This is a genomic window from Mucilaginibacter sp. P19, from assembly GCF_050632265.1.
GTDB lineage: Bacteria > Bacteroidota > Bacteroidia > Sphingobacteriales > Sphingobacteriaceae > Mucilaginibacter > Mucilaginibacter gossypii.
Map to the genome: position 1 here is coordinate 3,849,430 of NZ_CP192586.1, position 20,682 is coordinate 3,870,111.

Here is a 20,682-nt window from a genome sequence, read left to right on the forward strand (position 1 = left end):
TCCTCAACCAAAACTAAGTACATTTGCGCTTTGTTAACTTAATATAATGGCTAAAGTTTCTATCAACCTGGCAACAGGCTCATTGCAAAAAGAAGAGATCATTGTAGGCATCGATCTGGGTACCACTAACTCGCTGGTAGCATTCATCAACCCTGGTAAAAACCCGCAGGTAATTAATGATGCAGGCAAAGGTGTATTGGTGCCCTCTGTAGTTCATTTTGGTGATGCAGGCGATGTGCTGGTTGGTAATGAGGCAAAAGAGTTCCTGATAACCGATCCACAAAATACAATATTTTCGGTTAAACGCTTGCTTGGCCGCAGTTACCACGATATTGAAAACTACAAAGACTTTTTTAGCTATAAAGTAATTGACGACGATACCGAAAGCCTGGTAAAGATCAAAGTAGGCGATAAATTTTACACCCCTATCGAGCTATCGGCCCAGATATTGAAAGAGCTTAAGGCCCGTGCCGAGCATGCCCTTAAAACCCCGGTTAACCGTGCTGTGATCACTGTTCCGGCATATTTTAATGATTCGCAGCGCCAGGCCACCCGTGATGCTGGTAAACTTGCAGGGCTTGATGTGTTGCGGATAGTTAACGAACCTACCGCGGCAAGTTTGGCTTATGGGATAGGCCTAAACCCCGAAGAAACTAAAACTATAGCAGTTTATGACCTTGGCGGCGGCACCTTTGATGTGTCCATATTGCAAATACAAAACGGCATTTTTGAAGTACTATCTACCAATGGCGATACATTTTTAGGCGGCGACGATTTCGACCGTATTATTGTTGATTACTGGATTGAGAAAAACCAGCTTAATAAAGCCGAAGTGCTTGCCAATACCGAACTGGCCCAGCAACTGCGCCTAAAGGCCGAAGAAGCCAAAAAAGCCTTCGCACACCAAAGCTTGGTTAATGATAAAATCGGCGAGATCTGGTGTACACTTGACCGCACTACTTTTGAAGAACTGATATTACCAAAAGTACAGCAAACCATCACCAGTTGCCAAAACGCGCTTAAGGATGCAAAACTAACTATCGATCAAATTGATGAAGTGGTTATGGTTGGCGGCTCAACCCGTACGGCATTGGTTAAACGTATGGTTGCTGAGTTTTTTGGTCGCCCGGTGCATGATGATGTGAACCCTGATGAAGTAGTTGCTTTAGGCGCCGCCATACAGGCCGATATTTTAGCAGGCAACCGTAAAGATATTTTACTATTAGATGTTACCCCCTGTCCTTAGGTATTGAAACCATGGGCGGCCTGATGGATGTTATTATTCCCCGTAATTCCAAGGTGCCAACCAAGGGAGGCAGGCAATATACGACATCAATAGACGGACAGGTAAACATGAAAATTGCCGTTTACCAGGGCGAGCGCGATCTGATCAAAGAAAACCGTAAACTCGCCGAGTTTGATTTAAAAGGCATCCCTTCCATGCCTGCAGGTTTCCCTAAAGTTGATATTAACTTTTTATTAAATGCCGACGGTATCCTAACCATACAGGCCATCGAACTACGTTCGGGCGTAAAGCAGGAGGTTGAAGTAAAACCAACCTATGGCATTACCGACGAACAGGTGGAACAAATGCTGATGGACAGCATTACCCACGCCAAAGATGATGTAAATCAGCGGATGCTTATTGAGGCGCGCACTGAAGGCGAACAAATGGTTTATACCGTTGAACGCTTCCTGCAAAAAAATGCTGATTATGTTTCGGTTACAGAAATTGCCGATACTACCAAACTTGTTCAGAAACTGAAAGAGGCCCTCACCAGCGACGATAAAGACCTGATTTTAAAAACGATTGATGAGGTTAACGAGTTCACTCGTCCGTTTGCCGAACGCTTAATGGATCAGGCAATAAGTACAGCTATGAAGGGCAAAAGTATAGAATAGGCACAGATATTGCTCATTAAGTCAAAAATCTTAAAATTTGAAAAGGACAATTTCTGCTTTAGCCCTGTTTATTTTTATTGCCGTTGCTAATACGGCCTGTTCTACAACCCGCAAACATTTCCGCGATACGTCGGCAAGGTCATCCATGCTGGATACTTTAAAGTACGATTCGCTGATGAAAAAACTGGCCAATGGCGATAAAAGTGGTCGCTGGCCGGTAAAAACCAAAGAATATCCGCTTCCCGGAGCTATTTTACCATTTAACCGCATTGTAGCGTTTTATGGTAACCTCTATTCAAAAAACATGGGCGTGCTGGGCCAATACCCACGCAAAACCATGCTCAATAAATTAAAGGAAGAGGTAAAGAACTGGGAAAAGGCTGATACAGCTACTAACGTGGTACCGGCCTTACATTATATCTGCGTAACGGCCCAGGCTGATGCCGGCCGTAATGGTCTGCATAACTTACGGATGCCCTTTAGCCAGATTGATACCGTGATTAGCTGGGCAAAAAGCATCAATGCACTTGTGTTTTTAGATATCCAGGTTGGCTTCAGCACAGTACAAACCGAATTGCCTTTATTAGAGAAATACATGAAGATGCCAAACGTTCATTTAGGCATCGACCCGGAATTTTCTATGAAGGAAGGCAGTGTGCCCGGCAAACGCATAGGTACCTTTGATGCCGATGATATTAACTACGTAACCGGCTACCTGGCCAAACTGGCAAAAAAGAATGACCTCCCACCTAAAATATTTGTTGTACACCGCTTTACCAAACGCATGGTAACCAACTACAAGGATATTAAATTACGTCCCGAAGTACAGGTAGTGATGGATATGGATGGCTGGGGTGGTCCGGAACTTAAAAAAGGCACTTACAAATATTTTATTTCAGAAGAGCCTGTACAGTTCACCGGCTTTAAACTTTTTTATAAAAACGACTTAAAAAACGAACCACACAGGATGCTTACGCCTAAGGAAGTGTTAAGTCTGAAGCCTGCCCCTATTTATATTCAGTACCAGTAGTGATGAACTATAAGACTTACGAAGCTTTAAAAGCTTCGTAAGTTATAAGTTATTTAGTATTGGTAAAAGTTAACATTTCGGTTAAACTGGTTTCATATATTTAACCCATCTAAGCTTTATATATGAAACTTTTATTAAAGTATGTTTCTCTTTTTTCCTTTGTTATTTTAGGAAAATGTGCCTCTGCTCAAAACGGATTGCCCGCTGTTAACAATACATTTAACACGCAAAACATGGACTCACAAATGGATCGACAGACGCCTCTCGCTATGTGGGACTTTTGGAGTGATCACAACAAGAGTACCAACAACCCAGAGTATACTTTCCTGGTAACGATGCGCAACGGATCTAAAAAAGAAGTTAAGTCCAGAATTTACGTAGATGCCTATGTACACAAAAGTTACCTGCTGTTTGTTGATCAGTCACTATCTAAAGCGGATACAAACAGGGAACAAGTGATATATCCTGAACAAACTATTGAAATAGCCCGAAACCTTACACCTCCATCAGCTGAAAAAAATGCCAATACTTTGGCCCCCCATTATTATGCAGGCATCGCTAATGATAGCTGCTGGATGTTTAAATTTATAAGCGGCCCCATTAATGCATACTCGCTTTTAAGTGACCCCGAAGGGAAAATGTTCAATCCAAAATCCATCGTTGCTATACAGCTCAACAACGGGCCTATTATCCAATATAACGAAGAAAATCTACGGGTTATGGTTGGTGACGATCTTGACGCTATTGAAAGCATCCAATGGAAAAATTATCTCCAGGCCATAAAAAGATATAACCGGAATAGTGGAAAAATCAACAAGAAATAATGGTGCTTTAGTATTACCACGACTATAAAAATAAAATCCCCGAGAACGGGGATTTTATTTTTAACTTATTTTCCTAATGCTTCCTGCTCTTTCAGGGCGGCTATATTGTTGCTGTCGCTATAGCTTGCGGTTTGATTAGCAAAATCCTCAAGGATGGCTGCAATAGTATCCAGGTTTTCTGATACACGCTGGTGCATATCGGGCAGATCTTTTTCAAGGCGTTTATCACCAAGTTCGATATTATCAACTTCTATTTTAGTTAACTTAGCAATAATAGCCTGCTGGCTGTTTTTCAGGTCTTCCAGTTCATGGACAATTTTTTCCATCAGTCCAAATTTCTTTAACTTATCCATAATGTGTGGTTTTAAGTATCACTTTATATTTTAACCACACCAATAAAAAATTGTTTCAGATTTGGAATTAACACTTATAACTAATAACTTAGTTCAACTAAATATTTAGTTATGAAAAACCTATTTATAACCCTATTCCTTATCTTATCAGTATTGCAACTACACGCTCAGCAAACCGTTAATGATTCGCTCCTGCTTGATTATTATCAAAACCAGCGTTTTGCCGACGCGGCAGATTACCTCAAAAAATATATCACGAGCCCGTTATCGATGTTAAAGTGTTAGCTAAACTCGCCTACACCTCAAAAATGGCATCCCGCCTGCCCGATGCCGAAAATTATTACCAGCGCATTTACGCTACGGATACCACCAGCCTCATTAATCTATATAACATGAGCGAGATCATTAAAAGGCGCGGTAATAATAAAAAAGCGATCGTATATGTAAAGAAGATCCTGTTGAAAGATACCACCAACTTTGATGTGTATAAGCAACTGGCAGACCTGTCGCAAAATTTAGGCGATATAGAGGGGAGCATTGTATATCTGCAAAAAGCTAATAAGATCAATCCGCTTAACCCTGATGTAGCCTATGACCTGTCGTCCTTCTTCATCAACCTTAAACTATATGGCAATGCTGAAAATATTATCGACAAAGCACTTGTTGCCGATACTGCCAATTTGCTGCTCCTGAAAGGCAAGGCCCAGGCCTCGTACGCATTAAAAAGGTATCCAGTAACTATCGCCATTACCAAAAAACTAATAGACGCGGGCGAGCAGGCCGGCAGCATTGTATCCATGCTGGCCACTTCTTATTACATGACCGGCAACTATCCGGATTGTATTAAAACTTTCAAAACATTGGAGGACGGTAATACCGGCACAGAAGCTTCATATTATTATACAGCCATGAGCTACAAAGCCCTGCACAACGACTCAAAAGCGATAACTTACCTGGATAAGGCCATTGAAGAAGCAATATCTACAGGGGTGAGCTCCTATTACAATGAAAAAGGTGATTCGTACGACAGGCTGCACCAGCTTAAAAATGCAGTTCAAGCTTACCAGAAAAGCTTGCTTTATAAACCCGACCCTATTACCTATTATGCACTTGCAACCCTGTATGATACCGAACTGAAGAATAAGGCAACAGCTATTAAGTACTATAAAAAGTACCTGGCAAGTAAACCAAAGGAGACACAAAAAACTTATATAGCGTACTCCAGGGAGCGCATTAAATCTTTGGGAATTTAGCGTTGCATTAAGCGGGCAACGTATTTGCCTATGATATCAAACTCGAGGTTAACCTGGCTGCCAACCCGCACATTGTGCAGGTTGGTATGCTCAAATGTATACGGAATAATAGCTACAGAAAAACTATTGGCATGCGAATTAACCACGGTTAGGCTGATACCATTTACACAGATAGATCCTTTTTCTACGGTTACATTGCCGCTTGCTGCATCATATTCAAAGGTATATTCCCAACTGCCGTCAAGTTCTTTAAACGCGGTGCAAACAGCCACCTGGTCAACATGGCCCTGAACAATGTGGCCATCGAGCCTGGCATTCATTTGCATGCAGCGTTCCAGGTTTACCGGGTCGCCAACTTTGAGCTGCGAAAGATTGGTTTTATTTAATGTTTCTTCAATCGCGGTTACCACGTGCAAGCCATCGGCTAAAGCTACCACAGTAAGGCATACACCATTGTGCGCTACCGATTGATCGATCTTGAGCTCGTGCGATATAGCCGATTCTACTGTAATATTAAGGTTGCCTTTTTCCTGCTGCAGATCGGTGATCTTCCCTAAAGTTTCTATAATTCCTGTAAACATATGCTTCCCGGCCCGTTGAAAGGGGCTATTTTGATTGACCCAAAGCTAAAATATTTTGCACTATGGTTTGTCAGCAGTAAATGAAATTATTTGAAACTCGAGAACAAATCCTTACGCTTATTGCGAAGATCTTTGCCGCCCTCCAGCACCGATTTCAGGTTGGCCAGATAAAATGTCCAGCCAAGTTGGCATTGCACATAAAGATTTTTTCGGGGTCGGCTTCTTCGGGGATGTTTTCCTGCACCAGTTCAACAATAACAACGCCCAGTTTAGCAGTGATAGATACACTCACTATACTGCCGCCTGTAAAAGTAAATTTTATAAAATCGGCGCCGTTGGCTTCCAGCACCTGTCCGTTTTCGGAAATGGTATCATCAAACCCATGCCAATGCCAGGTATAAGTATCCTCTTTTTTATAAACTCCTGCGGTTCGCGTTGACGGCCTGCTATGGCAAAAAAATCAGCCTTACGCAAAAACCAGGTTTCCAGGCCTTCGGGAGTAGCCCAGGCTTCATACATACTGCGTACGTCCGTATCAACATCAGCAGTTACTTTAAATTTGCTCCATCTGTTGTCTGCCATAATAATTGTATATCGGTTTGGGGCGTTTGTATCAAAAATAACAATTATAATTAAGCCTTTCATTAACTTGCCTTTAAATCTTAAACATGCCAAAGCAAAGCGCAGGGATCTTATTATACCGTAAAGCAGCTCATGGTTTGCAGGTGTTTCTTGTACATCCGGGCGGGCCGTTCTTTAAAAACAAGGATGAAGGCTCGTGGTCGGTACCCAAAGGTGAATATCTTCCCGACGAAGATCCCCTCAAGGCAGCAAAGCGTGAATTTCGGGAAGAAACCGGGCATGAAATAACCGGGGATTTTATAGCGTTGAACTTTATAAAACAAAAGGGGGTAAAACAGTACTGGCCTGGGCTGTTGAAGGCAATATTGATCCGGGAAATATCAAAAGCAATACCTTTGAAATAGAATGGCCGCCTCGCTCAGGAAAAAAACAAACTTTTGATGAAATTGATCGTGCCGAATGGTTTGATATGGCGACAGCAAAAATAAAGATCAACCCTGCTCAGGCAGCTTTGATAGATGAACTGGCCGCGATCAACAATTATTAAATCTGCTTCCTGTTCTTGATCCAGTTGCTTGAGTTAGCTACCTCTACCGGGGCAGCAATTGAAACCCTTTTTTGCTCAAGAGCTGTTCCATTACTATTGCTGCTACAATAGCTTCATCCTCGCGACTTTCCAGCAGCACCTCGGGCGAAAAATATTTTTTTACAAAATGGGTATCAAAATTGCCAGAGGTAAAAGCTTCGTGCTGCATTACAAAACGGCCGAAACCGAGGGTGGTAGTAATACCGGTGATTTGATATTCATCTATAGCCCTTATCATCCGCTCAATTGCTTCAGCGCGGGTATCCGCAAAGGTTATCAGCTTGGCTATCATCGGGTCGTAATAAATGGGAATCTCCATGCCTTGCTCAAACCCATCGTCAACCCGTACGCCAGGCCCTTTTGGGGTTATATAGGTTTGCAGCGTGCCGATATCCGGTAAAAAATTATTGGCCGGATCTTCGGCATAAACACGCAGTTCAATGGCATGACCATGAATCTTCAAATCTTCCCGTTTAAAACTGATAGCCTCGCCCCTTGCAATTTTAATTTGCTCCTTTACCAGGTCAATACCGGTTATCAGTTCTGTAACAGGGTGCTCAACCTGTAAACGGGTATTCATTTCCAGAAAGTAAAAATTCAACCCTTCATCCATGATAAATTCAACCGTACCTGCACCCGTATAATTTACAGACCGGGCTACATCAACCGCACAACGCCCCATCTTTTCCCTGATCTCGGGTGTTAATATTGCCGATGGCGCCTCCTCAACTACTTTTTGATGGCGGCGCTGTACCGAACAATCCCGCTCAAACAGGTGCACAATATTACCATGCGTATCGCTAAGTACCTGGATCTCGATGTGTTTGGGAGATGATACATAGCGCTCAATGAAAACAGAGCCGTCGCCAAAAGCTGAGGTAGCTTCGGATACAGCCAATTGCATTTGCTCTTCAAAGTCTGCCGGGCCTTCAACAATGCGCATCCCCTTACCCCCGCCGCCCGCGGCTGCTTTGATCAATATTGGAAAACCTACCTCAATAGCCCGTTTCTTAGCCTCGTTAACATCAGTAATGGCTTCCTCCGTTCCGGGTACCATCGGAATATTATACCTGAGTGCCGCAGCTTTGGCCGATAACTTGTTACCCATTACTTCCATGGCCTCGGGAGATGGGCCAATAAGAATAAGTCCCGAATCCTTAACCAGCCTGGCAAAACCGGCATTTTCGCTTAAAAATCCATATCCAGGGTGAATGCCTTCAGCCCCGGTTTGCTTACATGCAGCTATGATCTTTTCTCCAATAAGATAGGATTGACTGGATGGAGCTTCCCCGATATTTACAGCCTCATCAGCATAGCGCACGTGCAGGGCGTCCCGATCAGCATGTGAATAAACCGCAACGGTTTTAATACCCATTTCGCGCGCCGAGCGCATAATTCGTAAAGCTATTTCACCACGGTTGGCAATCAGTATTTTCTGCATAAAACAAATGTAATTGATTTACACAAAAAGATACTATATGCCCAATGCTATAAAAACGATTGAAGTATTATTTGGGGGCCCACCTGTAGGTTTTACGGGAGCACTTATAACAGATGTATTTTTTAAAGGGTAAACCCAACAATAAAAATTTTGCCAGGCTGCTCCGTTTGATACGGCTCAACCGGTTTTTGCAATTCCGGCAAAATAAATCGCTGGAATTTGTTGAGATATTAGCTTGCTCCTGTGGCTTAATCTGAAACTCAGCAGTCATTTATTAATTATGATAATATTAAAGGTTACAATAATTAGTCCCCGGTTTCATAAATCAACATTGCAAATTTGATCATAAATCAACTAGCAATTCTCTAAATAAAACCAACGAACCTCTATGGTGTATAAAGATCGTTACCAAGCATGAATTTTTCATGAATACAGTTTGAAGCTATCTGTCAAAAATTATAAATATTCAACAGTTAAATAACAAAATCCTTAACCTAATTTTTACTTTGCAGGTAAACACAGCTGATAATAACCACTATAAAACAAAAATGCCCCTGGGGTTACCAAAGGCATTTAATTATACTAATACACTTGTTAATTATGGCTTAGTTGGCGCAGGGCTGCCCGGAGCAGGACCAGCAGACGGCGGACCAGGCTGACCACCCGGACCTTTTCCGTCAGGTACCATAACCTCTGGATGAGCTGTACCACGGTGACAGGTATTGCAGTTAACACCACTTTGCATGATCATGCCTAAAGAATCCTTTTTTGCATGAAAATACTTCTGGTTAATTTTGTTCATCATTTTATACATATCGCGCGCCATTGCTTTTTCAGGCTTGGCATCGCTTGCCCAATCCATCTTTTTAGTTTCTTCATTACGGGCATGGCAAAAGTTGCAATGTACACCTAATGAATGCTCCCACTCTTCCATAACCTTGTGCAGGTTCTCGCCCGAAATGTTTTTAGGCAAAACTTTAAGGTTTTTAAAACCTTCGTCCTGCGGTTTACTTGTAGTCATAGCGCCAAACACTACTATGGATAGCAGACCTAGCGTAACTAATAATTTTTTGTTAACAAGCATAATTGTCATATTTAAGTCATCTAAATTAACTTATAGATTTTAATGTTGCAACATTTTGATGCAAATGATTGAATTATTCATGGTAACTTCATTATTACAAAAGCATGTTTCCCTACAGTTTATGCTTCGCAGGACTACGCATTGTTGCCGACATTGTTAAGAAGCTGGTATTTTATGAATATCTCAGGGGTCCCCAACAGAGACCCCGAGGGAGACACTAAGTTTGATTAAAGCAGAAAAAGGGAACACGAAATTACTTCTGCATCACCATTACACCGTTCATGAGCAGGGTACTGCCGCCATCGGCTACAATGTTATATACTCTTTGTACACCGCCCGCGTGTTCTGTTTTTTGCAATACGGTGAAAGTTTCATATTTGCCGGTTTGCTCGTTCAGGCAAAGTACTTCCTGGCCGGTTGCTACCGCTCCAATTTTAATGTTACCCTGTTTGGTTAACATAGGGTGATTAGGAGTTGCCTGTAACACTTTGCTATTCAGTTTTACCTGCCTGCCTTCGGCTGTGTTTTTTGTTTGGGCCGATACCAGTACCAGTTGCGTTAAAGCGTAGTTTTTGGCCTCATGTATGGTAAGTTCTTTTACCTTTACAGCGGTACTTTTTTTAGTCAACGGATCAACCGTTATTACCTCATCGCCACTTTTCACAGCTTTAAGCATCTTTTTATCGCCATTGGCCATGGTAACCAGTTCTTCGCCCGGGAAACAGATGTCATTGCCATAGGTAGCGGCCTCTTCCTTCAAATCCTTGCCGGCGTTAAGCACCTTATATTGTTGAAAGCTGACTTCCTTTGACAGCACGTACGACAACTTCAGGATAAAGTTTTGCTCCACTTTATTGATATTATCAATATCCTGGAAATACTGCTCCCAAACCTTGGCATCGGCAGTAAAATCGGGCACAAGGGCTTTGTAAAGCTTGCCTTTTTCGTTGGTATAAAATACCATGAGGCCTATTTCTTGCATACCTTCTTTGGCAACCAGTTTATACAGGTCGATACGTTTTTTTAACCCGTCGGCCCCGGTTATAAAATAGGGTTTACGGCTTTCGTACCGGTCAAGCACATAGGTATTTTCAAATTTAATGTAGGTATCATTATCCAAATTAACAATGGTGAATGATTGTGCCTTTTTATACTCATCCATAGTAAGCGGACGAGGGTTTACAGTTTGCGCCTGGGCAAAATAAAGTGATGAACTTAGTAGTAGTGTTAATGTGAGGTTTCTCATTTTAGAGATTGGAGGTTAGAGATTAGAGGTTGGTTGTGTTAAAGATTGGAGATCAGAGATTATAGGCTAATGGATAAAAACGACTCCTAACCTCTAATCTCCAACCTCTAATCACCACTTAAGATAACTGTTTAAACGCATCGGCAAAGGCTTCCATTCTCGTCCATACGGCCAATGCTTACTCGGCACCAGTCTTTGCCGTTAAATTGCCAGTTGCGGACACCTACGCCGCGTTTCATCATTTCGCTTACAAACTTTTTACCGTCCATTTTAAGCGGGAACATCACAAAGTTTGCCGATGAAGGGATATATTCATAACCCTCTTTTTTAAGTACCGAATACAGGTATTCTTTTGAGGCCAGCGTTTTTTGGAGTGCATCCTTTAAAAATTCCTCTTCGCGATACGCCGCAATTGCGCCTGCAATAGTAGTTGCTGCAAGCGAAAAGCCTGTAGTATACATCGATAAAGTTTTAATAGTATCGGGCTGGGCAATCACATAACCGCAACGCAAACCGGCAAAACCATACAATTTTGAAAAGGTACGGGCAACAATAACATTGCTTCCGGCTTTCACGGTGCTGATCATGGTGCTGGCTTGTGGATCGGGCAGGTAATCGATATAAGCCTCGTCAACAAATACTGTTGTTTTTTTAGATACGCGTTCACAAAAGGCTTTCAATTTAGCAGTATCCAATATAGTTGCAGTTGGGTTGTTGGGATTGCAGACATATACCAGACCGGTATTATCATCAACCTTTGCCTCCATCGCGTCAAGATCAAGTTTATAGTCTGCAGTTAGGGGCACCTTGATCCATTTGCCTTCCAATTGTTGCGCATGTGAAGGCAGATCATCATACGATGGATCACCGGTAATGATGCTTTTACCGCCTTTACTGTAATGGATCGCCGCTGCCAACAACAATGGCGATGAGCCAGACTCCATTAAAATGTTGTTGTAGTTTATACCCTCATACTGGGCTATTTTATTGTACAGGGTGCCCTGGGTCATGAAAGGATACTGATAACTTTTATCAATAGCATCCTGGATAGCTTTTTTTGCTGCTGCCGACGGGCCAAAAGGGTTCTCATTGGCTAATAATCTTGCTTTCAATTCAAAGCCGGCATTGGTAACGGCTTCCTGATCGGTTAATACCCGGCTTTGTAATTTAAATACGCGGGCCGGCATGGCTGCCAGCTTACCAATTGTTCCTGAAAAAAGGCCAGTCCTCCGGCCATAAATGCGCTGGATTTAATCCAGTTTCTGCGGTTAATTGTACTTGACATGGTGGTGGTATTTAATGTTTTGTAACGTCGTTTTATTTTTGAGCCGGATATTGGGTACGCTGGCCTGTAACCCTTGCATGTACGGCGGCAACCGTGCTCCTGGCCGATTCAAAGGCACCGGCCATCCAGGCATTCAGGTATGTCAAATGCTCGCCTGCAAAATATACCTGCTTATCGGGCTTTAACAGTACCGGGTATTGTGTTTTGCGGGTTTCGGTAGTATACACCGCCCATCCGCCTAAATTATATTTGGTTTTATGCCAGCTTACCGAAAACGAGTTTTCAAACTCCTTGTCATACTGCGGGTGGATCAGCTTGCCTTTTTCAAGCGCGAACTTCTCCCTTTCGGCGTAGCCTAAAGCGCCGATCTTTTGCGCTTTTTCGTTAAAGTTATAATATCCAATCAAGATACCCTTTTTTCCCAAATAATCATAACTCGGGTAAAATATTTGCGTTAAATCATTGTTAGTGTGCGTTATACCACCGTAAATATGCTCATCCTCCTCCCAAAAGCGGCGCTTAAACTGCAGGCCTATCTTTCCGGTCTGGTTATAGCTGATATAGTCAATAGCCCGGCTAACATCGCCGCTAAAATTATTGCTGATATTGCTTAGCACGGGTAACGGAATGGTACAGATACACAGGTCGCCATTTAAGATATGCTCCCCTGTAGCGTCTTTATAAGTTATCTTAACGCCATCAGGCACATTATTAATGGCAGTAACCTCCGCTCCCATTTTTATGGATGGCGCTACTTTCTTCTCCATCGCTTTAGCTATCTGATCCATACCGCCCACGGCCTGAAACATGGTCATCTGCAGTTCATAGGTATATTCGGCCACATTATAGAAATCTGGATCCATCAAACCCGAATGCAGCAGATCGGCCAGTTTATGCGGATCAGCGATTTTGCCAGGCTTATCGCCTGCACCAGGTGATTCCGTATAGCCGCGGCGAGCAGACGCTTTGTACAATTTATCAATATCCAGTCCACCTTCGGCTTGCAGGTATTCGATGATCTTTTCGCCATCCTCTTTGGTAAAGCTGCTATCGAGACCGCCGTGGTCAATGCTTTTGGCAAGCATTTCGGTCATATAACCGCGAATGTCGTTATGCACCTCCCGTACCTTTATTTTTTTATTAGATAAAGGCCCCTTACCTTCGGCAAAATAATAGGCGCCCTCGTTTACATTGTTATAAACCTGGATGGGTACACCCAACTCTTTGCAGTAATGCAACGTGAGCTCATGATTGTGGGGAATGCGCGATGGGCCTGCATTAAAATATTGACCTTCATCAAAACGGGCTGTAGCCGTAGGTTTATCAATTTCGGTATTGGTACTTCCATTACGAATACTAAAACAGCGACCGCCTGTACGTTGCCGCGCCTCCAAAATGGTACATTGATATCCAAGCTTGCCAAGCTCATAGGCACAGGTCATACCGGCCAAACCGGCTCCTAAAATAATAATGTGTTTGCCTTTGCCGCTGCCTTCCAGGTTAAAAGCATGCGCGGGTGCGGATTTAAGTAAGCCAAGGGCAAGCATAGCGGGATAAGCTCCGCCAGCCAGCATAGCACCTTTACTTAAAAAGTCTCTGCGGGTAATAGTTTTCAATAAGCGCGTATTTATGTTTTACAATCAACTCAGGCTTAAATATAGTTTTTTGTTTGTTTTTATATTAAGTTAAGATCAACTTTTGTTGTGGTTTTTATGAAATTAACAGGGTTGATTTGGTGATTGATAGATTTATGTTAAGATATGGTTGGCGGAAATTAGAGATCAGAGGCTGGAGATTAGAGGTTAGGCTGTTAGCAAGCTTGCATTAGTTTTACTGATGGGTTGGTGGGCTTTAGTTATCGTCGCAGTAATATCAAATATTGATTGGTTATTTATCTGAACGGAAATTACTTAGAATTAAAGAATTTATAGAATGACAAGAAAGCTCAATAAGTCGTCTGAAATTTGTTTAATCCTGACTCAGCAGCATCCTGCCAATCTATTAATCCTAAAATCATGGTTCAAATTACGGGCGTTGCCTCAGGCCCGGGCTATCCGCTCATACTGCACAGGCCTTAGTCACAGGCCGGTATCCGCTCCTATCACTAACGCAGATTTGAGGGTGAGTAGTGAATAGGTAAAGGAAAATAGTTACCTCTCTTCAATCCTATATCCCCCTAACCTCTGATCTCCAACCACTAACCTTTTAAACCAAACGTTAAATTCTGTTAAAAACTGAAAATAAATTTGCTTTACTACGAATAGTTCGTAGATTTACGAAACAATCGTAAATACAATGGAAAAACTATCGCAACAAGAGGAAGAAGCAATGCAGGCTGTGTGGCAATCGGGCCCGGGATTTATCAAAGATTTTTTAGATCAACTGGCCGAACCAAAGCCCCCTTACACTACCCTTGCCTCTACCATAAAGAACCTGGAGCGCAAAGGATTTTTAAAAAGCGAAAAAATGGGCAACTCGTTCCGTTACCTGCCCGTGATACAGGAAGAAGAATATAAAAAGCGCTTTATGAGTGGTTTTGTGAGCGACTATTTTCAAAACTCCTATAAAGACCTGGTAACGTTTTTCGCCAACGAAAAGAAGATCAGCGCTACCGACCTGAAAGAGATCATTAAACTCATTGAAAAACAATAAACCTTACAACCATGCCGGCAACATTTGTTTTTTTACTGAAAGTGAACATAGCCTTGTTACTATTTTGCGCGGGCTATTACCTGGTGTTAAGACCCTTAACCTTTTATACGCTTAACCGCATCTATTTACTTGCAGCCATCCTGTTTGCCAGTATTTACCCGCAAATCAATTTTTCGGCCTTTGTGCAGCGGCACGAAGAACTGGCTAAACCTATGGAGCAAATAGCCATTAACTGGCAGTCGCCGGCTCAACTGGTAAGCCAGCCGGTTCAAACATTTGATTATTGGTACTGGCTGAGTGTTATTTTCTGGACGGGTGCCGGCTTGCTGCTCATCCGCCTGGCCTTGCAGCTTTTTTCCCTTTTACGATTGTATAAAAACTCCAAACCTCAATACATAGGCGACCATTTAGTTAGGGTGATGGACAAAGACGCCGCCCCGTTTTCCTTTTGGCGAAGCATTTATGTTAACCCAGCCAAACATGAACCCGCCGATCTGAAATCAATCCTGCTGCATGAGCAGGTACACGTAAACCAGTGGCATACTGCCGATATTTTGTTGGCTGAGCTAAGCAGCATCTTTTATTGGTTTAACCCCGGCATCTGGCTTATTAAGCGGGCGGTAAGGGAAAACATCGAGTTTATTACCGACCGCAAGATCCTTAAAAATGGTATCGATAGTAAAACCTACCAATATAGTTTGGTTAATGTGAGCTTTAATAATACCCAACCCAGCATTGTAAACCATTTCAATATTTCAACTATAAAAAAACGGATAATCATGATGAACGCGAAAAGATCGTCGAAACTTAACCTCACCCGCTACGTTTTTGTAGTGCCGGCCGTTATGGCCCTGTTGCTGGTATTCAGCATTTCAAAAGCTGACTTTGCCAAACCGGTGAGGATCACCCTTGCCGCCGCGGTACAACCCCTGGCCAGGATCATTAACATCAACCCCGAAGAGGTTGTTAAACAGGATGCCAAACCTGCGAAAGCTTCAAAACCTGTATCGAAAGCAAGAACTTCTAAAGCTGCAATTCCTGCCTCTCCGGTGGTACTGCCTAAAGTTGCATTAAGTCCGCTTGTGGCCGTAGCTCCTTTGGCAATCCAGCTCGACACCAACAAAAAGTACAGAATAACAGGAGATCAGAAAAAAGATTCGCTCATACTTATGGTGAATGGCGCGATATCAACTGGTAAAAACCTCGATGCAACGAAAATTGACAATGTGTATATTCTTGCTGGTGATAGAGTTCGGAAATTTGCGAAAATTGAAGATGACAAACCTGTTAAGGTAGTCTACGTAATTACCAAAGATGCACCAAATAAAGAAGAGCTTGAAAAGGAAGTAGCCAAAACAAGGGGGATCAGTAAAGTTGTCACTACCAATGCGAGTGGCGATGTACTTTTAGACGATGACAACAACAATGTAAATGTCAACACCTTAACTATCGTACCTGATAACAAAAACGTAGATGTAAAAAGACTTAAAAACGTTGTTGTAGTTAAAGGGTTAAGCAGATCAACAAGTGCAAGCAGTAGCAGTACAGTAACTGTAAACGGCGTAAAAGCCAAACCGGTTGCGCTCTCCTATAGTATAACTTCAGATGATAATGTCGCAGTAGCAGGAGGTGGTGATGTAGTTGTTACCGGTTATGGTAAAAAAGCAAACGTTAAGGCACTAAAGGTTAACGGAATGAACATCATGATCGACGGTAAGAAAGATCCGTTGGTAATTATCGATGGAAAAACCAGTACATTGGATGCTTTTAAAAAAATGGATATAAATACGATAGATAGTATAGCAGTAATGAAAAGCGACGAGGGCACAAAAAAATATGGCGATAAAGCTAAAAACGGTGTAGTAATGATCAGTACACGCAAAAAATAATTGGTTGATTTGAGCCTGGGTTTTACAGAGATCAGTTAATAGTTAAACCGTTCTTTATACCGCTCTAAAATCAACCCGGTAAACATACTCAACCTTCAACTGGCCTCGGCCAGTTTTTCCGTTTCAAGCAGGTTGAGTAATGCTTTCTCAGCAATATTAAGTTCGGCGGCTTTTACATCTTCGCGTTCATCAAGCTGGCTGATATACTTAAAAATGGTGCCTTCTTCATAACTTTTAATAACCGATGGGTGCACGTAGTACTTTTTACAAACAGTACGCGTGTTCCCAAGGTTTATCGCTACTTCATCCAAAACACTCACAATCTTCTTTTTACATTCTGTTACGCTATTGAACTCCCCGGCTTCTTTAAAGGCGTATAGCGCACTCACACTGCCGGCCCAGGTACGGAAATCCTTGGCTGTAAAATCCTCGCCGGTTATTTCGCGCAGATAGTTATTGACATCGCCTGAACCAACACTGCACTTTGTTCCATCCTCATTATAATATTGAAAGAGTTCTTTTCCCGGAATATCCCGGCATTGCTTTACTAAACGGGCCAGCTTACGGCTCTGGAGCGATACCTTATGAAACACACCTTTTTTGCCTTTAAACTCAAATCGTAAATTAGAACCTTCAACCTTTACATGCCTGTTTTGTAAGGTTGTTAAACCAAATGATCCATACAACTTTTTGTACGACTCATTCCCTACCCTGATACTTGTCAATTCCATTAACCTTACCACCAGTGCTACCACCTTTTCATGATCAAAGTTGCGCCTTGCCAAATCTTTATCTACCTGCTCCCGAATTTCCGGTAAATGCGCGGCAAAAGTTTGCATCCGGTAATATTTGGATTGGTTGCGGATCTGGTTCCAATAGGTGTGATAACGGTATTGTTTGCGCCCTGCGGCATCTGTACCTGTAAATTGCAAGTGACCGTTTTCATAAGGCGAGATCCAAACGTTGGTATAAGCCGGGGGGATCACCAGCTTGTTAAACCTTGCTATCAGCTCCTTGTCCTTTATAAGGTTACCATCCGCATCATAATAGCTCCAACCCTTGCCCGATTTTTTGCGGGTATAACCTGATGATGAATCAGAAACATAACGCAGGCCGACTGCCTTTGCAGTAATCTTAGGATCGCGGCCAATTTTTTCGAGCTTTTTGAGGAGACGGTTCATGTTGAGATAACATGTCAAGGCAAGATTAAGTTTTAATTAGGGATTTATCTTATGGAGATATTTCCTAAAGGCTCAAGTGTAACAACACCGACCGTAAGCTGAATATTTTGGAAATCTTTCGTGCAACCCCTTCTGTCTTTTAATCATATGATTATCAATTATATAAACAATATCAGTCAAAATTATGTTAACCCTTTTAACCCCCTCCTGCTGTCTATGTTATCATGTTATCGCATAATTTGATAAATGCTGTTTGATTGAAAAAGATAAGCGGCCAGGCGTGCGATAATAACACCGACCGCACCTAAAACATTCCCACTGTCATTGCGACGAGTGAAGCCCGGCAAAAGAAAGGGCGAGGAGAAATCCTATACGTTCGATATGCAAATTTGCTTAGTTGCACGTATAGGATTTCTCCTCGCCCTAATGCTCTCCCCTGCCCGTTGCTCGTCGAAATGACAGGGGGGAATAATAATATTGTTTGTATTTACTTCAACACCGAAACCGCTTTATTAGCTTCACCAACGCCCCAAACTGTACCGGGCTTATCGCCCATAGTAATCACCAATTCTCCACCCTGCATAACATCTGTGTGTTTGATATAAGTTTTGGTATAGTTGGCACCGTTAAGCGTCATGGCCTGGATGTATTTGTTTTTAGGGCCGTTATTCTTAACCACTACATGGAATTTCTTATTGCCTTGCAATTGTAGCGTAGCTTCATTTACCACCGGGCTACCGAATACATACAGACCGTTAGCCGGGTTAACCGGGTAAAAACCAACTGCGGATAACACGTACCAGGCCGACATCTGGCCAACATCTTCGTTACCAATAATGCCATCTGGTTTATCAGTATAAAAATCGTCAAGGATGAACCTTACCTTTTCGGCTGTTTTCCATGGTTTGCCAGAATAAGCGTAATAGTAGCTCATAGGGTGGCTTGGCTCGTTGCCATGCGCATACTGACCAATCAAACCCGAAACATCCGGCGATTTAAATTTGCCCATATCGCCTTGCGCAATAAACAATGAATCGAGCTTGGTATTGAATTTATCAACGCCGCCGAGCATATCAATTAAGCCTTCCACATCCTGCGGAACAAGGAAAGTGTATTGCCAACCGTTGCCTTCGGTAAAGTCGCCGGTTTCATGGATAGAAATGAACGGACTATAAGGTGTACGCCATGCATCCTGCGACAAACGGCCGCGCATGAAGCCTGCTTTGGCGTCATAGTAGTTTTTGTAATAAGCACCACGTTTGCTGAAGTAAGCATAATCTTCAGTTTTACCCAGCTTTTTTGCTACCTGCGCCAGGCTCCAATCGTCAATGGCATATTCAAGACCCATTGAAACTGATTCCCGGCTGCTATCTGCCGGGATATAGCCATATTTTTTCACATATTTGATACCACGGTCGTCGCCCATGGCGGTGGTTTTCATGGCCTCGTAAGCTAAATTGGCATCAAAGCCTTTGTAACCTTTTAACAAAGCATCGGCAACAACAGGCACTGCGCTGTAGCCCACCATACAATTGGTTTCATTAGCCATTAAATGCCAAACCGGCAAGCTTCCCTGCTGCTGATAAATAGCCAGCATAGAGTTGATCATATCGTTCACATGCTCTGGGTGGATAATGGTTGACAACGGGTTGTTGGAGCGATAAGTATCCCATAAAGAAAAGGTGGTTACATTATTGAAACCTTCGTTTTTGTGCACTTTTTTATCAGTTCCCCAGTATTCGCCGTTCACATCGTTAAAGATAGATGGCGCTATCATAGTATGATAAAAAGCGGTATAAAACTTCTTCATCTGAGATAATGAATCGGCCTTGATCACAATTTTCTGAAACTGTTTATTCCAGGCTGCATCAGCATCGGTAACTACCTTATTAAAATCCCAGCCCGGTATTTCGGCCTTAATGTTCAACATGGCATTTTCGGCGCTCACCGGCGAGACGCCCACTTTAGCATAAACTACTTCGCCTTTGGTAGTGGTGAAACTGATAACACCTTTTACCTTTTCCCCTTTTAACTCAGTACCTTTAACGTTGGCCGTACTGTCATAAACCGCGAAAGTTTTAATGGGCTTTGAAAACACAGCTGTAAAGTAAATACGCTGATCCTCTGCCCAGCCTTTTGAAAAACGATAGCCGCAGATCGTGTTTTTATCTACCTGTTTGATATAGGTTTCCATTGGCCTGTCCCAGCCTATGCCTTCCTGCAAATCAATAAGGATGTGAGCATCTTTTGTTGCCGGGAAAGTGTACTTATGCATACCAACACGGGTACTGGCGGTAAGCTCAACGCCTATATCGTATTTTTTAAGTTTCACCTTATAATAGCCTGGTTTTACAACCTCGTCCTTATGGCTGAACAACGACACATAACCAGCTTTAAGATTTTTGTTGCTGCCTTTATATACGTTAATTGGCCCGGTTGTAGGCATAAAAGAAATATCACCCAGATCACCGATACCGGTGCCGCTCAAATGCGTGTGCTGGAAGCCGATGATGGTAGAATCAGAAATGTGATAGCCGGAGCACCAGTCCCAGCCTTCAGAAATGTTGGTTGGGCCTAACTGCACGGCACCAAAGGGAACGTTTGCGCCCACAAAAACGTGACCGTGGAAACCGGTACCGATGTACGGATCGACATATTGCGTTAAACCGCCGGCCTTTTTCATGGGCTGCGATTGGTGCCTTTGTGCCTGCGAGCTTAAATTAACAAGTGCCAGTAAACCGGCCAAAACGAGTTGCTTTTTCATTCTTTACTTAAATGGTAGTATTGAGGTTT

At 42.7% G+C, this 20,682-nt stretch carries 18 protein-coding genes and 1 pseudogene; 8 read left to right on the top strand and 11 right to left on the bottom strand.

Going from position 1 to position 20,682, the window contains the following annotated elements:
* Positions 1-46: 46 nt before the first annotated feature.
* The 3 genes and pseudogenes from hscA to ACQ86K_RS18645 all read left to right on the top strand — a co-directional run bounded on the left by hscA (position 47) and on the right by ACQ86K_RS18645 (position 3,756).
* Positions 47-1,902, top strand: a pseudogene (gene hscA, locus ACQ86K_RS18635) (Fe-S protein assembly chaperone HscA).
* Positions 1,903-1,939: 37 nt separating this feature from the next.
* Positions 1,940-2,932, top strand: coding sequence for a hypothetical protein (locus ACQ86K_RS18640; protein WP_090527015.1), 993 nt, complete (start codon positions 1,940-1,942; stop codon positions 2,930-2,932).
* Positions 2,933-3,054: 122 nt separating this feature from the next.
* Positions 3,055-3,756, top strand: coding sequence for a hypothetical protein (locus ACQ86K_RS18645; protein ID WP_091162644.1), 702 nt, complete (start codon positions 3,055-3,057; stop codon positions 3,754-3,756).
* A 65-nt stretch (positions 3,757-3,821) separates the two neighbouring features.
* Here ACQ86K_RS18645 and ACQ86K_RS18650 read toward each other — a convergent pair whose 3' ends face one another.
* The gene (locus ACQ86K_RS18650; protein ID WP_091162643.1) at positions 3,822-4,109 is read right to left on the bottom strand and encodes a hypothetical protein; all 288 of its coding nucleotides are present in this window, start codon (positions 4,107-4,109) and stop codon (positions 3,822-3,824) included.
* Positions 4,110-4,220: 111 nt separating this feature from the next.
* On the opposite strand from ACQ86K_RS18650, the gene ACQ86K_RS18655 reads away from it, so the two are divergent.
* Positions 4,221-4,394, top strand: coding sequence for a hypothetical protein (locus tag ACQ86K_RS18655; protein ID WP_431198528.1), 174 nt, complete (start codon positions 4,221-4,223; stop codon positions 4,392-4,394).
* The gene (locus tag ACQ86K_RS18660) at positions 4,388-5,362 is read left to right on the top strand and encodes a tetratricopeptide repeat protein (RefSeq protein ID WP_431198529.1); all 975 of its coding nucleotides are present in this window, start codon (positions 4,388-4,390) and stop codon (positions 5,360-5,362) included. Before ACQ86K_RS18655 ends, ACQ86K_RS18660 begins: the two co-directional genes overlap by 7 nt.
* Here ACQ86K_RS18660 and ACQ86K_RS18665 read toward each other — a convergent pair.
* The 3 genes from ACQ86K_RS18665 to ACQ86K_RS18675 all read right to left on the bottom strand — a co-directional run bounded on the left by ACQ86K_RS18665 (position 5,359) and on the right by ACQ86K_RS18675 (position 6,525).
* Complete coding sequence (locus ACQ86K_RS18665) at positions 5,359-5,943, bottom strand: riboflavin synthase (RefSeq protein WP_091162641.1); 585 nt, start codon at positions 5,941-5,943, stop codon at positions 5,359-5,361. The two genes, ACQ86K_RS18660 and ACQ86K_RS18665, sit on opposite strands and share 4 nt — an antisense overlap.
* A 154-nt stretch (positions 5,944-6,097) precedes the next feature.
* Positions 6,098-6,292, bottom strand: a complete 195-nt coding sequence (locus ACQ86K_RS18670) for a hypothetical protein (protein WP_431198530.1) — start codon at positions 6,290-6,292, stop codon at positions 6,098-6,100.
* Entirely contained in the window at positions 6,262-6,525 is a 264-nt protein-coding gene (locus tag ACQ86K_RS18675) for a hypothetical protein (protein WP_431198531.1), read from the bottom strand. The genes ACQ86K_RS18670 and ACQ86K_RS18675 overlap by 31 nt, the downstream gene beginning before the upstream one ends.
* Positions 6,526-6,611: 86 nt before the next feature.
* Between ACQ86K_RS18675 and ACQ86K_RS18680 the strand changes: the two genes are divergently transcribed.
* Positions 6,612-6,929, top strand: a complete 318-nt coding sequence (locus ACQ86K_RS18680; RefSeq protein WP_431198532.1) for an NUDIX domain-containing protein — start codon at positions 6,612-6,614, stop codon at positions 6,927-6,929.
* Between the two features lie 186 nt (positions 6,930-7,115).
* On the opposite strand, the gene accC is transcribed toward ACQ86K_RS18680, so the two are convergent.
* The 5 genes from accC to ACQ86K_RS18705 all read right to left on the bottom strand — a co-directional run bounded on the left by accC (position 7,116) and on the right by ACQ86K_RS18705 (position 13,783).
* Positions 7,116-8,552, bottom strand: a complete 1,437-nt coding sequence (gene accC, locus ACQ86K_RS18685) for an acetyl-CoA carboxylase biotin carboxylase subunit (protein ID WP_431198533.1) — start codon at positions 8,550-8,552, stop codon at positions 7,116-7,118.
* Between the two features lie 598 nt (positions 8,553-9,150).
* Positions 9,151-9,636 (bottom strand): c-type cytochrome, encoded by a 486-nt coding sequence (locus tag ACQ86K_RS18690; protein ID WP_091162920.1) that lies wholly within the window; start codon positions 9,634-9,636, stop codon positions 9,151-9,153.
* 253 nt (positions 9,637-9,889) lie between these two features.
* Positions 9,890-10,882 carry a Hint domain-containing protein gene (locus tag ACQ86K_RS18695; protein ID WP_143020674.1) on the bottom strand — a complete coding sequence of 331 codons (993 nt, stop codon included), beginning with the start codon at positions 10,880-10,882 and terminating at the stop codon, positions 9,890-9,892.
* A gap of 131 nt (positions 10,883-11,013) precedes the next feature.
* Positions 11,014-12,069, bottom strand: a complete 1,056-nt coding sequence (locus ACQ86K_RS18700; RefSeq protein WP_431198534.1) for a pyridoxal phosphate-dependent aminotransferase — start codon at positions 12,067-12,069, stop codon at positions 11,014-11,016.
* Between the two features lie 130 nt (positions 12,070-12,199).
* Positions 12,200-13,783 carry a flavin monoamine oxidase family protein gene (locus tag ACQ86K_RS18705; RefSeq protein ID WP_218134330.1) on the bottom strand — a complete coding sequence of 528 codons (1,584 nt, stop codon included), beginning with the start codon at positions 13,781-13,783 and terminating at the stop codon, positions 12,200-12,202.
* Between the two features lie 679 nt (positions 13,784-14,462).
* On the opposite strand from ACQ86K_RS18705, the gene ACQ86K_RS18710 reads away from it, so the two are divergent.
* Together ACQ86K_RS18710 and ACQ86K_RS18715 are read left to right on the top strand one after the other, a co-directional pair.
* Positions 14,463-14,819: a BlaI/MecI/CopY family transcriptional regulator gene (locus tag ACQ86K_RS18710; protein ID WP_091162636.1), complete on the top strand. Its 357-nt coding sequence runs from the start codon at positions 14,463-14,465 to the stop codon at positions 14,817-14,819.
* A gap of 11 nt (positions 14,820-14,830) precedes the next feature.
* Positions 14,831-16,708 (top strand): M56 family metallopeptidase, encoded by a 1,878-nt coding sequence (locus tag ACQ86K_RS18715; protein WP_091162635.1) that lies wholly within the window; start codon positions 14,831-14,833, stop codon positions 16,706-16,708.
* Between the two features lie 95 nt (positions 16,709-16,803).
* Here ACQ86K_RS18715 and ACQ86K_RS18720 read toward each other — a convergent pair whose 3' ends face one another.
* Together ACQ86K_RS18720 and ACQ86K_RS18725 are read right to left on the bottom strand one after the other, a co-directional pair.
* Complete coding sequence (locus tag ACQ86K_RS18720) at positions 16,804-17,889, bottom strand: DNA topoisomerase IB (protein WP_091162634.1); 1,086 nt, start codon at positions 17,887-17,889, stop codon at positions 16,804-16,806.
* Positions 17,890-18,376: 487 nt separating this feature from the next.
* The gene (locus tag ACQ86K_RS18725; protein ID WP_091162633.1) at positions 18,377-20,653 is read right to left on the bottom strand and encodes a GH92 family glycosyl hydrolase; all 2,277 of its coding nucleotides are present in this window, start codon (positions 20,651-20,653) and stop codon (positions 18,377-18,379) included.
* Between the last annotated feature and the right edge of the window lie 29 nt (positions 20,654-20,682).

What these genes read in the sequence shown, in the direction of transcription:
- ACQ86K_RS18700 (WP_431198534.1), bottom strand. Translation starts at nt 12,069, where the DNA reads ATGCCGGCCCGCGTATTTAAATTACAAAGCCGGGTATTAACCGATCAG.
- ACQ86K_RS18690 (WP_091162920.1), bottom strand. Translation starts at nt 9,636, where the DNA reads ATGCTTGTTAACAAAAAATTATTAGTTACGCTAGGTCTGCTATCCATA.
- ACQ86K_RS18665 (WP_091162641.1), bottom strand. Translation starts at nt 5,943, where the DNA reads ATGTTTACAGGAATTATAGAAACTTTAGGGAAGATCACCGATCTGCAG.
- ACQ86K_RS18715 (WP_091162635.1), top strand. Translation starts at nt 14,831, where the DNA reads ATGCCGGCAACATTTGTTTTTTTACTGAAAGTGAACATAGCCTTGTTA.
- ACQ86K_RS18720 (WP_091162634.1), bottom strand. Translation starts at nt 17,889, where the DNA reads ATGAACCGTCTCCTCAAAAAGCTCGAAAAAATTGGCCGCGATCCTAAG.
- ACQ86K_RS18680 (WP_431198532.1), top strand. Translation starts at nt 6,612, where the DNA reads ATGCCAAAGCAAAGCGCAGGGATCTTATTATACCGTAAAGCAGCTCAT.
- ACQ86K_RS18645 (WP_091162644.1), top strand. Translation starts at nt 3,055, where the DNA reads ATGAAACTTTTATTAAAGTATGTTTCTCTTTTTTCCTTTGTTATTTTA.
- ACQ86K_RS18650 (WP_091162643.1), bottom strand. Translation starts at nt 4,109, where the DNA reads ATGGATAAGTTAAAGAAATTTGGACTGATGGAAAAAATTGTCCATGAA.
- ACQ86K_RS18675 (WP_431198531.1), bottom strand. Translation starts at nt 6,525, where the DNA reads ATGGCAGACAACAGATGGAGCAAATTTAAAGTAACTGCTGATGTTGAT.
- ACQ86K_RS18695 (WP_143020674.1), bottom strand. Translation starts at nt 10,882, where the DNA reads ATGAGAAACCTCACATTAACACTACTACTAAGTTCATCACTTTATTTT.
- ACQ86K_RS18655 (WP_431198528.1), top strand. Translation starts at nt 4,221, where the DNA reads ATGAAAAACCTATTTATAACCCTATTCCTTATCTTATCAGTATTGCAA.
- ACQ86K_RS18710 (WP_091162636.1), top strand. Translation starts at nt 14,463, where the DNA reads ATGGAAAAACTATCGCAACAAGAGGAAGAAGCAATGCAGGCTGTGTGG.
- accC (WP_431198533.1), bottom strand. Translation starts at nt 8,552, where the DNA reads ATGCAGAAAATACTGATTGCCAACCGTGGTGAAATAGCTTTACGAATT.
- ACQ86K_RS18725 (WP_091162633.1), bottom strand. Translation starts at nt 20,653, where the DNA reads ATGAAAAAGCAACTCGTTTTGGCCGGTTTACTGGCACTTGTTAATTTA.